A 13,346-nucleotide genomic window follows, 5' to 3' on the forward strand; every position below is an offset into this window, starting at 1 on the left:
TCACGGCACATCGAGCTTCGCAGGCGTCTCGTCCCATCGCTCGCGCAGGCCGCCGCCCAGGGCGACGTAGAGGGACACTTCATTCTGGAGCGCGGTGGAGCGAAGTTCGATGAGTTGCTGCTGCGCTGCGAACAGGCTGCGTTCCGCATCGAGGACCTGCAGGTAGATCGACAGTCCCTGCTCGTAGCGACGCCGCGCCGTGCCGGTAAGCCGCTGCTGGGTTGCGACGGTGTTGGTTACGGCCTGGATCTGGTCTCGATAACCGCGTCGGGCCGCAAGCGCGTCGGCGACTTCGCGGAACGCCGTCTGTACGGCTCCTTGGTAGGCGGCGGTCAGTTCGTCGGCCTGGGCCTTGCTCAGCTTGAGTGCAGCCGAGCGACGACCCCAGTCGAAGATCGGCAATCCCACGGCGCCGCCGTAGGACCACGACTTGTTGCTGCCCTTGAACAGGTCGTCGAGGGCAGCGGCGGCAAAGCCGAACTGGCCGGTCAGCGAAATGCTCGGGAAGAACGCGGCGCGCGCGGCACCGATATTCGCATTTGCCGCCCGCAGCGCAAATTCCGCCTGAAGGATGTCGGGCCGGGCTGACAGGACGCTGGAGGGCTCCCCCGTTTCCAGTCGCGGGAACTGGCGGCTACCATCCAGCGCACGCCCTTCCGGCAAAGCATCCGTGATCGGACCCCCGACCAGCACCGTCAGCAGGTTGCGCGCCTGTTCGGTCAGCCGCTGCAGATCCGCGAGATCGGCGCGGGCCTGCGTGGTCAACAGCACGGTCTGGTCGTAATCGACCGTGGATGTGACACCGGCATCCAGCCGTCGCAGAGCGATGCGCTGTCCTTCGATGCGGCCCTTGAGCGTCTGCTGCGCCAGAGCCACACGCTCCTCGCCGGAGCGCACCGAGTAGTAGGCGGCCGCGACCTGGCTGATGAGCGAAAGTCGAAACGCACGGGCGCCCTGGACGGAGGCCAGGTACTGCGCGCGTGCTTCCTCGGACAGGTTGCGGACACGGCCCCACAGATCAAGCTCGAAACTGGTCACGGCCGCATTGGCGGTGAAGGTCTCGTATGTCACCGCCTGTTGACTGTCACCGACCGCATCGCCCAGGCCGAGCGCGCTGGTCGGCTGGCGGGTCTTGGTATAGTTGCCGTTCGCGTCCAGCTGCGGAAGCCGCTGCGTATCCTGTATCCTGTATTGCGCACGAGCTTGCGCAACGCGGGCAAGCGATTGCGCCAGATCCCGGTTGTTCGCGAGCGCAGCGGCGATGTAGGCCTGGAGCCGCTCATCGCCGAAGTAATCGCGCCAGCCCAGATCGGTTGCCAGCCGTGCATCCGAACTGCGTGCCGCGTCCCCGGCAGGAAAGGCAACGGGCACGGCTGCGACCGGCTGGTGATAGACCGGGGCGAAATTGCAGCCGCTTACGATCAGGGTACCCGTCAGGGTGAGAATAGCCTTACGCATGGGCCGGCCCTCCCGCCTGCGTACCGTCATGGCCGGCGCGGGCGTCTTCTTGCGCGTCCTCCGCTTCAGGATCATGGGGGCGAACCAGCCATCGGCGGGCCGCGATGTAGAAGACGGGAGTGAAGAACAGGCCGAGCACGGTCGCGGCGATCATGCCGCCCATGACGCCTGTGCCTACCGCGTGCCGGCTTGCGGCACCGGCGCCTGACGCGACTACCAGCGGGATCATGCCCAGGATGAAGGCGAGGCTGGTCATCAGGATCGGACGCAGACGCTGGCGTGCTGCTTCGACGGTCGCCTCATCGGCAGTGGTGTCACCCTTTTCGTCGTCGATCGCGAATTCCACGATCAGGATCGCGTTCTTGGCGGCAAGGCCGATGATGGTGATGAGCCCGACGTTGAAATAGACGTCAGCCGAAAGCCCGCGCAGCATTGTGAACAACACCGCGCCCAGAACGCCGAACGGTACCACCAGCAGCACTGAAACCGGGATGGCCCAGCTATTGTAAAGCGCCGAGAGCAGCAGGAACACGACCAGCATGGACAGGCCCAGCAGCATCGCTATCTGCCCGCCAGCCTGCTTTTCCTCGTAGGCGGTGCCGGTCCATTCGTAGGCCATGCTGCCCGACAGCGTCTCGCTGGCGATCTTTTCCATCGCGGTCAGCGCTGCACCCGAAGATTGGCCCGGAGCCGCCTGGCCGGAGATGCTGAGCGAGGGATAGCCGTTGTAGCGCTCGACCTGAAGCGGCGCGGTCTTCCAGCTTACCTGCGTGAAGGCAGAGAAGGGCACCAGCTTGGTTTCGCTGGCACCGGATGCCGTGGCGCCCGTTACCGGAACGCGCAGGTTGAGGACGTCCTGCGCGGTCATGCGATGGGCGGCGTCGGCCTGCAGGTAGACCCGCAGCACGTTGCCGTCGCGGCTGAAGTCATTGGCGTAGGCGGAGCCGAAATTGATCGCCAATGTCGCATTGACGTCGGCTATCTGGAGACCCAGCGCACGCGCCTGGACCCGGTCGATATCGACGTAAAGCTGCGGCGCATCGCCCTGGCCGTCGGGGCGCACTCCGGCGAGTGCGGGATCCTTGGCTGCCTTTGCGAGTATGGCGGCGCGCGCGGCAAGCAATCCGGCCCGGTCGGTCCCGCTGCGGTCTTCGATCTTCATGGAGAAGCCCGTGGCATTGCCCAGCGACTGGATCGGCGGCGGGTTGATCGGGAAGATCGTCGCGCTGACGATGTTGCTGACGGCGGCCATGGTTCCGCCGATCAACGCATCGACGCCTTCGGCGCTACCGGTGCGCTCGTCCCACGGCTTGAGGTCCACGAACGACATCGCAGCGGACTGACCCTGGCCAAAGAAGTTGTAGCCGATGATCGACATGACATTGCGGACCTTCGTCTGGCCGGCGAGATAGGCTTCGGCCTGCTTGACCGCGCCTTCCGTCATGGCGATCGTCGCGCTGGGCGGAGCGTCGTAGCTGACGAGGAAGTAACCCTGGTCCTCGTTGGGAAGAAATCCGCCCGGCAGGCGGGTGAACAGCAGCGCGGTAACGCCCAGCATGGCGACGAACACGACCAGCCAGCGTAGCGGTGCGGCGGTCATCCGTCCGACGGCGCGGCCGTACTTGTCAGTCGCGCGGCCGAAGCGGTCGTTGAACCCGTTGAAGAAGCGGCGCGGCAGTCCGCGTATGCCGGTGGGCGGCGGCGTGTCCTTGTCGTGATGCTTGTGCGGCTTGAGCAAAGTGGCGCACAGAGCCGGCGTCAGCGTGAGAGCGAGCACGGCCGAGAAGAATATCGACACGGCAAGCGTGACCGAGAACTGGCGATAGATGCCGCCAGTCGATCCGGGAAAGAAAGCCATCGGCACGAACACCGCGATCAGCACCAGCGTGATGCCGATGATCGCCCCGCGGATCTGGCCCATCGCCTTCACCGTCGCGCGGCGGGGCGATAGTCCTTCGTTCGCCATGAGGCGCTCGACGTTTTCGACCACGACGATCGCGTCATCGACGAGGATGCCGATGGCGACGACCATCCCGAACAGGGACAGCGTGTTGATCGTAAAGCCGAACAGATAGAGGCCCAGGCACGCGCCAAGCAGGGCGATCGGCACGACGACGGCGGGGATCAGGGTCGAGCGCCAGTTCTGCAGGAACAGGAACATGACGATGAACACGAGCACCATCGCCTCGATCAGCGTCTGGATCACGCTGTCGATCGAGGCATTGATGAACGGTGTCGTGTCGAACGGCACCGACCACGTCATGTCTGCGGGGAAGTTCTTCTGCAGTTCGTCCATGCGCGCGCGGATCGCCGTGGCGGTCTGCACGGCGTTGGCTCCCACCGCCAGCTGGACGCCCATCCCGGCGATCTGCTTGCCGTTGAGCTGCGCCTTGAAGGCATAGCTGTCATTGCCCAATTCGACGCGGGCAACGTCGCGCAGGCGCACCATCGAACCGTCGGTGTTGGCACGGATGATGATGTTGCGGAACTGCTCGGGGTCGGAAAAGCGGTTCTGGGTGACGATCTTGGCGGTGAATTCGGTCTCGCGCGTTACCGGCTGCTCACCCAGCCCGCCGCCGGCGGTCTGGCTGTTCTGTTCGGTGATCGCATTGAGAACGGCCGAGGGGGACAGACCGAAACCGGAGAGCTTGGCCGGGTCGAGCCAGACGCGCATGGCATACTGCGAGCCGAACAGCTGGACGTCGCCGACGCCGGGCACCCGGCGCAGTTCATTGACGACACCGTTGGCAGCGAAGTTGCCCATTTCAAGCGGGCTCAGCTTGCCCGTCTTCGACGACAGCGCCAGCATCATCAGGAAGCCGGAACTGTTGCTGTTGATCTGGATACCGAGCCGGCGGACTTCCTCGGGCAGGCGTGCCTCGGCGCGGCTGACGCGGTCCTGCACCTGGGTGCGGGCCACGTCGATGTCGGTGCCGGACTGGAAGGTTAGGACGATCGATGCCGAACCGTTCGAGCGGCTGGTCGAGGTCATGTACAGGAAGCCGTCGATGCCGTTCAGCTCACGCTCGATCACCGAGGTGACGTTCTTGTCGAGCGTCTCTGCATCAGCGCCGGTATAGGTGAAGGACAGCGTAAGCGAGGGCGGAGCGACAGAAGGGTATTGCTCGATCGGCAGCGATACCAGCGAAATGACGCCGGCAAGCGCGATGAAAGCGGCGATCACCCAGGCGAAAACGGGCTTGTAGACGAAGAACCTGTCCATCGATCAGCGCCCCGCCGCCGGAGCGGCAGGCTGGGCTTTGGGAGCACCCTGGATGCGAACTTTCTGCCCGGGCCGGACCTTCTGCCAGCCATCGACGACGACCCGCTCGCCCGTCTTGAGGCCCGACCGGATGATCCAGCGCCCCTTGACCTGGGCACCAAGCTGGACCGGACGTGCAGCCACCACATCGCCATCGCCCACGACGATGACACTGGCCTGCTCACCCTGAAACTGGATGGCCCTTTCTGGAACCGCGACGCTGCCGCCGACCGTCCCGACCTGCAGGCGTCCGCGCACGAACTGACCCGGAGTGAGAAGGCGGGACGGGTTGGGGAACACCGCCCGGATCGTCTGGGTACCGGTCTGCGGATCGACAGACTGGTCGGTGAAGTCCAGCTTGCCCGGGCTGCCATAGTCGGAGCCGTTGTCGAGCACGAGGTGTACCTCGACAGCGTTGAGGCTGGCGATCTTCAACTGGCCGGAGCGGACCTGTTCGATGAGATCGAGGATTGCCGAGTTCGATTCCGTGAACACCGCATAGAGCGGCGCCATCTGATTGACGCGCGTCATCAGCGTGGCTTCGCCGCTGCTGACCAAAGCCCCTTCGGTGACCTCGGCGCGGCCGACACGGCCGGCGATCGGGGCGCGAATGGTGGTATAGCTCAGTTCGAGCTGGTTCTGGGCCAGCGCCGCGCGTGCCTCGGCCACTTGCGCTTCGGCCTGGCGCAGTTCGGAGACGGCGGCGTCGTTTTCCTGCCCGCTCACAGACCTGTCCGCGACCAGTGGCTTGTACCGGGCCACCACTGAGGCGGCATTGGCCCGCGCAGCCAGTGCCCGCTGAAGCGCGGCCTGCCCCTGCTGGACCTGAGCGCGATACTGGCTCGGATCGATCTGGAACAGGGGCGCGCCTTCGCCTACGTCGGTACCTTCCTTGTAAAGCCGCCGCTGCACGATGCCGTTGATGCGGGCGCGCACCTCTGCCGTGCGCACGGCCTCGATGCGGCCGGGCAGTTCGATGATGTTCGGAAGCTGTTCGCCCTTGATCGTCACCACTGCCACCATGGGGGCCGGGGCGGCCTGCTGCTGGCTTTGCTCCTTGCTGCAGCCTGCCAGGGTTACGGTCGCCAGGCCAAGCGCCAGGTAGGGTGAAAGCAAGCGATACGGCACTGAGTTCTCCTGACGGGGCAGTCGTGGCAGCGATGGCAAAGGCTCCATCACTGCCTCAGACACCGCACCGGCCAAGGGTCCTCAGCAAAAAAATTTCCTGCGGCCATATTTGGCCCATTCCCACTCGTCTGCAGCGGCGTCGACTTCACATAATCCGGTATAATATCTATATATAACAATCTATTATCGGATATTTTAGGGCCCGAAGAAAACGCGGGCCGGATGTCTGGATTGTGTCTGGGGGCGCGGGAACCTCAAGCAAGATTGGCGAGTATTGTAGCCTCATGCAGCGCAGCAAGCAGCTGGCGCCGCACGGAAGGCCAGACCGGATCCTGGGTTGCAGACCTTCCGATCCCGGACCGCCGCGTTGCGGATGTTCCTGCCTGCCGCTGCCGTAAATCCACTAACCGAGGAGAAAAACATCATGGGACGCCTTAAGGGAAAGACGGCGATTGTATCCGGCGCCGGCGGCGGCATCGGGCGAGAGCACGCGCTGCTTCTGGCGATCGAGGGCGCCAATGTCGTCGTCAACGACATCGGCACGCGGGAAGGTGCCAATGCGGCATCGGTGGTCGAGGAAATTCGCTCAGCTGGCGGCATTGCGGTTGCGAACACACGATCGGCCACGTGGGAGGGTGCGGAGCAGCTGATCGCCGATGCCGTGGAGGAGTTCGGCTCGATCGACATCATCGTCAACAATGCCGGTACGGCGGTAATGAACGATCTGTGGCGCTTCACCGAGGAGGAATGGGACAAGACCTTCAATGTCGAGCCCAAGGGCTATTTCGCGCTGATACGCGCCGCGACCCCGCATATGGCCCGCCAGGGTTCCGGCAGTATCGTCAATACCAGTTCCGGCTCCGGGTTCGGGCATCCCGGTGCGATTGCCCATGCCGCCTCGCGCGAAGGCGTCATTGGGCTGACACGTACCGTCGCGAAGGAACTGGGCCGGTTCGGGATCCGCTGCAATGCGATCCGGCCTTTCGCGACAGGTGCATCGACCGAGGAGTTCGCGGATGTGTCCCGTCCCTGGGAGCAACTCATGACAGTGACCATGGGCGCGCACCCCGGCACCGAAGAGAAGCCGTCGTTCGATCCGGAACTGTTCTCGGCGAAGAAGATTCCGCCCTTCGTGGTGTGGCTTTGCACGGACGCCGCCAGGGACGTCAACGGTCGGACCTTCGAGGTTCGGGGGGATGAAGTGTCGCTGCTTTCGGAGCCTGAAATGCAACGCACGATTCATCAGCAGGGCGGCTGGAGCCTCGACCTCCTCGACGCCGCGGCGCCTGCAGGGCTGACCGCAGGCCTGAGCAATCCGTTCACGCTGGACGACTATCCGCACCTCAAGGTCTTCAAGGCCTGATCCAGTCCAGACCCCGCACGCACCGGCGGCAAGTCGCCGGTGCGTGACACTGCCTTTGCGCGCAGACATTCCACATGCGCGCGCACGCTATTGGCGCGGCCAAAAAGCAATGACCGCGAATTTTGTGCTTCACAAACCCCGGCGGCAAGATCATACGGACACTGTAATGACATAGGTCAATTGCATTGTTTCGGCGTTTAGATGGCGGGATTCGTTATCGTGCCGCCGGAACGGGAGAGAGGTGTCAGACTGCCCGAAGCAGGCCTGTTCCGCGATGGAGGGCAGGAGCGAGCGTCATGCCCGCGCGACCGGCGGTGCGGACAAGGCACGGCGCTCCACCGGGCGATACCTGCTCCATCCTTTTGATATAACGTATCCGTGACAAAGACGACAGGGCGAGACGATCGAATGGCTGATACTTCTTCTTCGCTGGACCGACGCCGACTTCTTCAGGCGACGGCCGTAGGTGGCACGGCGCTGGCGGTGCTCGGCGCTACTTCCGCGATCGCCCGCGATGAAGCCGGCGATGCCGGCGGCAGGCGGGTGCGTGACCTGTCGTTCGACGATGGCTGGCGCTTCTTGCTGGGCGACCCGGCGCAGGCCGAGCAGCCACAGTTCGACGATACGTCCTGGCGCAAGCTGAGCCTCCCTCATGACTGGAGCATCGAGGACCGGCCCGGTGCGCCCAAAACTACCGATCCGTGGGTGCCGCCGGTCGCGCTGTGGAACCCGGGCGGCCATCCCAAGGACGCCAAGCCGGTTTCGCCCGAACTGCCCATCGTCATGGCCTCGGTTCCTCCCGCGACCGCCGACGGCCCGCCGCACAAGGTCGGCCCGTTCGACACCGATGCCACCGCTTTCGGCTGGGGCACCGGCTGGACTGTCGGCGGCATCGGCTGGTATCGCAAACAGTTCACGGTAAGCAATCTCGCGCCCGGAGAGCAGGTGGAAATCCGCTTCGACGGTGCCTTCATGATCACCGAGGCGTGGCTCAACGGGGTGAAGCTGGGCCGTAACGTAAACGGGTACCTGGGCTTCGTGTTCGACCTGACGCCGCACGTGCGCAAGGACGGGCCGAACGTGCTTGCGGTGCGCGTCTCCAATGTCGGCGAGACGGCGCGCTGGTACTCGGGCTCGGGCATCTACCGGCACGTCTGGTTCAATCGCACGGGGTCGGTGCGCATTCCCTATTCCGGCGTGGCGATAACCTCCCCGGTCGCGGGGGCCGACAATGCCCGGGTGCTGGTGGGCACCGAGATCGAGAACCGTTCCGCCCAGCCCGCGAAGGTCGAATGCCAGGTGGCGCTGCGCGATTCGGGCGGGCGCGTCGTTGGAACCGGCAGCGTCTGGGTCACCCTGGCTGCCGGGCAGGTTGGACGGGCCGACGTTGAGATCGTCGTGGCCAATCCCGCACTGTGGTCGCCGGAGGCACCGAACCTGCATCACGCGGACATCACCCTCTCCGTCGATGGGAAAGTGTCCGATCAACTGCGCGAACGCTTCGGCATCCGCACCATCGCGGTATCTCCCAAGACCGGCTTCCGTGTGAACGGAAAGACGTACCAGTTGCAGGGCGCGTGCCTGCACCACGACCACGGCATTCTTGGCGCCGTGGCCATCGACCGCGCGGAGCGGCGCAAGATCGAACTCATGAAGGCGAACGGGTTCAACGCGATTCGTTGTTCGCATAATCCGCAATCGCCGTACTTCCTCGACGTCTGCGACGAGCTGGGCATGATCGTCATCGACGAGGCGTTCGACGTCTGGGAGAAGCCCAAGCTCCTCAAGGATGCCTACAATGTCTACTTCAAGGACCACTGGCGGACCGACCTGACCGCGATGGTCCGGCGCGACCGCAACCATGCCAGCGTGGCGTTCTGGAGCATCGGCAACGAGATTGCCGAGGCGATCTCGCCGCGCGGCGTGGAAATCGCCACCCAGATGCGCGCGGCGATCAGGGCCGTGGATACGTCCCGCTTCATAACACAGGCGCTGACCGCCTCGTTCGCCGGCCAGAAAGGCGAAGCCGCCCGCGCGCAGCTCGACGTTACGAGCTACAATTATTCGTTCAACGCGGTCGAGAAGGATCATCAGACCTATCCTGAGCTGACATTCCTGACCACCGAGACGCACACTGCCGACGCCTACGACATCTGGGAGCACATGCAGCGCAACCCCGCCTACATGGGCGAGTTCGTCTGGACCGGGATGGAATATATTGGCGAAGTCGGATCGGGTTCGTCGCGTCTGCGCTCCGACACCGCCGCGCCGAACGAAGAGAAGAAGATCATCTTCGGCATGGATGTCAGCATGTTGAACTTCTACGTCTGGGATTATCCGGCCTATCAGGCCGGCTCGGGCGAGATCGACCTGATCGGCCTGAAAAAACCGCCGAGCGTCTATCGCGACGTGGTGTGGGGACGCAATTCGCTGGCGCTGTTCGTGCAGCGGCCGGTGCCGGCGGGCTTCCATGAGGAACAGACCGCCTGGGGCTGGCCTGATGTCCTGGAAAGCTGGACCTGGCCTGATGCTGGCGAACGGGCGATGGCGGTTCACGTCTATGCGCGGGGAGACGAAGTCGCCCTGGTGCTCAACGGCGCGGAAGTGGGCCGCAAGGCGTTGACCGCGGCGGACAAGCGCAAGGCGATTTTCCCTGTGCCGTACAAGCCGGGCACGCTCGTCGCAGTCGCCTACGAGAACGGAAAGGAAATCGCTCGTCAGACGCTGGAGACCGTCGGCGCACCCACGACGGTGCGGCTTCGCGCCGAGCGTGCGGCAATAGCGGGCTCCGCGGCGGACCTCGCCTATGTTTTCGCCGAAGTCCTCGATGCGAAGGGGCGCATGGTGCCCGACGCCGCTGTGCCCCTAAGGTTCGCCGTGACTGGCAAGGGTGCGCTGCGCGCGGCCGGTTCCGGCAATCCCTACGGCATTGAAAGCTTCCAGGACGGCGATACCCGCTCCTTCCATGGCACCGCGCTGGCGATCGTCCAGCCGACAGGGCGGCGCGGCGATGCGAAAGTGAGCGTGTCCAGCCCGGGATTGAAAGGCGATGCGCTGAATATCCGAATTGGCTGAGAAACCGTTTGAAAATGCGCAGAAGAGCGCATTTTGAATGGGGCGGCAGAATAGGCAAAGCCCATTCTCAAACGGTCTCTGAGGGCCGCGACTTGCGCGGCGACTGTTGAGGCAGGAAACGGACGGGTTATCGCAATGCGTGATGGGCATTGCGGTTATCCGGCGGGCTGGTAATGCTGTGGCGAGGCAGAAAAAACGGTAGCCTTGGGACGGCGCTCGATGTGGGCAGGATGTCACATCGGGCTTTGACGATCGGGACGGTACGAACGGGCTGCCTGGCTGGGCGGTACACGGCGAAAGAGGATGACGATGCTCGACTGGTTGAACGACGAACAACGCGCGCTGCGCGACATGGCGGCCACTTTCGCGCGAAAGGAAGTGGAGCCGCTCGCCAACCAGATCGATATGGACGAACGCACGCCCGATGCGCTGGTGGCCAAGACCGCCGAGCTGGGCTTCTACGGGCTTTACACACCAGAACAATACGGCGGCTCGGGCGCGGACATCGTATCTGTCTGCCTCGTGTGCGAGGAGATCGCCAAGGCCAGCCCGGCTTTTGCGGGAATGCTGACGGTGCAGATCGTGCTGTGCCCCAAGACCGTCGAACTGCTCGGCACCGATGAGCAGAAGGAGCGCATACTGCCCAGAATAGCGTCCGGCGAACGCCTGATGGCCTATTCGCAGAGTGAGCCGGCTGGCGCTGCCAACGTCGCCGCGCATCTCACCCGCGCATTGCCGGACGGCAATGGCTGGCGGCTGGACGGCTCGAAGCTGTTCTGCACCCAGGGCTCGGCCCAGACTTACCTGGTTATGTGCAAGACCCGCACGCAGGAAGGCGCGGAAGGCTATGGTTGCCTTATCGTCGAGAAGGGCGCGGAAGGCTTCACCGTCGCTCCCTACGAGCACAAACTTGGCTGGCGCGGCACGAACACCGGGCCGATCGCCTTCGACAACGTGCGGATCGAGCCGGACGACGTGCTGGGCGATATCCTGACCGGCGGTTTCTCGCATCGGGCCGCGAACCACGCCAACCTGCTGGCTCATGTCTCGACCTCCATCGGCTGCGCGCAGGGCATGTTCGACAAGACGCTCGAATACGTGAAGGAGCGCCGCCTGTACGGCCGCGACATGGCCGAACTGCAGCCGGTGAGCTACTGGATGGCGGAAGCCCATGCGCGCATTTCTGCCTGCCGGGCGCTGCTTTACGATACCGCCCGCGCGTTCGATGCGGGCACCATGGAGCCTGGTGCGGGCAGCGTATGCAAGGCTTTCATCGGTGACACCTGCTTCGAGGTATGCGCCAAGCTGCTGCAATTGTGGGGAGGCAGCGGGATCATGGATTCCACCGGGGTCAACCGCTACATGCGCGATGCCAAGGCGAAAAACATCGCCGAGGGCGCGTCCGAGATGCATTACGCGATCATCGCCAACCAGCTCTTCACCGGCGTACCCTCGCTGGTGCGCCCGGCTGCCGTCGTGAAGGAAGTCGCATGAGCGCGTTGCTGCACCAGCAGATCAGCACGCTGGACATGATCGCGCAGGCGTTGACCCGCGATACCGATCGTCTGGTCGTGATCGGGGCAGGCGGCGAACATGTCACCGCGCAGGGCCTTGCCGATGAGATCAGCCGCTACCAGCAGAGCTTCGAGGCGCTGGAGCCGAGACCGCGCCGCGCAGCGCTGCTCTCGCGCAATCGGATCGAGGTCCTCTATGCTTCGAACGGCCTAAATTTTGCGGGAGTCGTCAACACCGCGCTGCACCCGATGGGTTCGGTTGACGATTATCTCTACGTCATCGAGGATGCGGGTATCGACACATTGCTGTTCGATCCCGATCACTATGCGGACATCGCCGCGCAGCTGAAGGCGCGGGCGCCAGGCCTGCTCCACCTTCTCGCGCTGGGCCAGACGGACGTGGGCACCGATCTTGCGGAAAAGGCGCGGTCCCTGGCTCCCCGGCCGCTGGTGGCACCGCCCTGCGATCCCGACGCGCTGTTCCGCATCGCCTATTCAGGCGGTACGACGGGCAAACCTAAAGGTATCATGACCACGCATCGCGCGGCGGCGACCTCGACCCTCATCCAGCTGACCAGCTGGGAATGGCCGAAGGAGGTGCGACATCTCATCTGTGCCCCGCTCAGCCATTCGGGAGCGGCGGTATTGAGCGCCGTGCTGGTGAAGGGCGGTTCGATGGTCGTGCTGCCCGGCTTCGACCCGGTGGGCACGATGCAGGCGATCGCCGACCATCGCATCACCTCGGTACTGATGGTGCCGACGATGGTGCTGGCCATGATCGACCACCCCCGCTTCGGCGAGTTCGACCTGTCGAGCCTGGAAGTGATCTTCTACGGCGCCTCGGCGTTTCCGACCGCCCGCCTCAAGGAGGCTATCGGCAAGCTCGGCCCGATCTTCTTCCAGTTCTACGGACAGGCCGAGGCGCCGATGTCGGTCACCCTGTTGCGCCGCGACGAGCACGACGTCGATGACATGACCCGGCTGTCTAGCTGTGGACGGCCCTCGCCGCTGGTGCGCGTGGCCTTGCTGGACGATGCGTGCAACGAAGTGCCGGAAGGCGAACCCGGCGAAATCTGTGTGCGCGGGCCGCTGCTGATGGCGGGGTATCTCAACAAGCCCGAAGAGACCGCGGCCGCGTTCGAAGGCGGCTGGCTGCACACCGGCGACGTGGCGGTCCGCAGCCCCGACGGCTTCCTGCGGATAGTCGATCGCAAGAAGGACATGATCGTGACGGGCGGCTTCAACGTCTACGCCCGCGAGGTCGAGGACGTGCTGGTCGAGCATCCGGGCGTGCGTCAGGCAGCGGTGATCGGCGTGCCGGACGAGAAGTGGGGCGAGGCGGTGAAGGCGGTCGTCGTCCTGGAACCGGGTGTCGAAGTCGATCCCCAGGCCCTGATCGCCAGGGTACGCGAAAAGAAGGGTGCGGTGCAGGCACCCAAGACGGTCGAGTTCGTCGACGAGCTTCCGCTGTCGCCGCTGGGCAAGCCGGACAAGAAGGCGCTCAGGGTACGGTATGCGGCGGTGACGGCACCGGCCTGACGCTGCG

7 protein-coding genes are annotated in these 13,346 nt (G+C 64.5%); 4 read left to right on the top strand and 3 right to left on the bottom strand.

Annotated features, from left to right (window positions below):
- From V474_RS19850 to V474_RS19860, 3 genes are read right to left on the bottom strand one after another with little or no spacing between them, the layout of a single operon-like run.
- Entirely contained in the window at positions 1–1,458 is a 1,458-nt protein-coding gene (locus V474_RS19850) for an efflux transporter outer membrane subunit (protein ID WP_059153140.1), read from the bottom strand.
- The gene (locus tag V474_RS19855; RefSeq protein WP_059153141.1) at positions 1,451–4,681 is read right to left on the bottom strand and encodes a multidrug efflux RND transporter permease subunit; all 3,231 of its coding nucleotides are present in this window, start codon (positions 4,679–4,681) and stop codon (positions 1,451–1,453) included. Before V474_RS19855 ends, V474_RS19850 begins: the two co-directional genes overlap by 8 nt.
- Before the next feature lie 3 nt (positions 4,682–4,684).
- A complete protein-coding gene (locus V474_RS19860; RefSeq protein ID WP_236711353.1) occupies positions 4,685–5,848 on the bottom strand; it encodes an efflux RND transporter periplasmic adaptor subunit in 1,164 nt (387 codons plus the stop codon).
- Between the two features lie 424 nt (positions 5,849–6,272).
- Here V474_RS19860 and V474_RS19865 point away from each other — a divergent pair, with 424 nt between their 5' ends.
- The 4 genes from V474_RS19865 to V474_RS19880 all read left to right on the top strand — a co-directional run bounded on the left by V474_RS19865 (position 6,273) and on the right by V474_RS19880 (position 13,339).
- On the top strand, positions 6,273–7,211 hold the full coding sequence (locus V474_RS19865; RefSeq protein ID WP_059153142.1) for an SDR family NAD(P)-dependent oxidoreductase: 939 nt from the start codon (positions 6,273–6,275) through the stop codon (positions 7,209–7,211).
- A 408-nt stretch (positions 7,212–7,619) separates the two neighbouring features.
- Positions 7,620–10,286, top strand: a complete 2,667-nt coding sequence (locus V474_RS19870) for a glycoside hydrolase family 2 TIM barrel-domain containing protein (RefSeq protein ID WP_059153143.1) — start codon at positions 7,620–7,622, stop codon at positions 10,284–10,286.
- A 309-nt stretch (positions 10,287–10,595) separates the two neighbouring features.
- Positions 10,596–11,780: an acyl-CoA dehydrogenase family protein gene (locus V474_RS19875; RefSeq protein ID WP_236711354.1), complete on the top strand. Its 1,185-nt coding sequence runs from the start codon at positions 10,596–10,598 to the stop codon at positions 11,778–11,780.
- Positions 11,777–13,339, top strand: coding sequence for an AMP-binding protein (locus V474_RS19880; RefSeq protein WP_059153145.1), 1,563 nt, complete (start codon positions 11,777–11,779; stop codon positions 13,337–13,339). The genes V474_RS19875 and V474_RS19880 overlap by 4 nt, the downstream gene beginning before the upstream one ends.
- Positions 13,340–13,346: the final 7 nt, after the last annotated feature.

It is taken from the genome of Novosphingobium barchaimii LL02 (genome assembly GCF_001046635.1).
GTDB classification, from domain to species: Bacteria; Pseudomonadota; Alphaproteobacteria; order Sphingomonadales; family Sphingomonadaceae; genus Novosphingobium; species Novosphingobium barchaimii.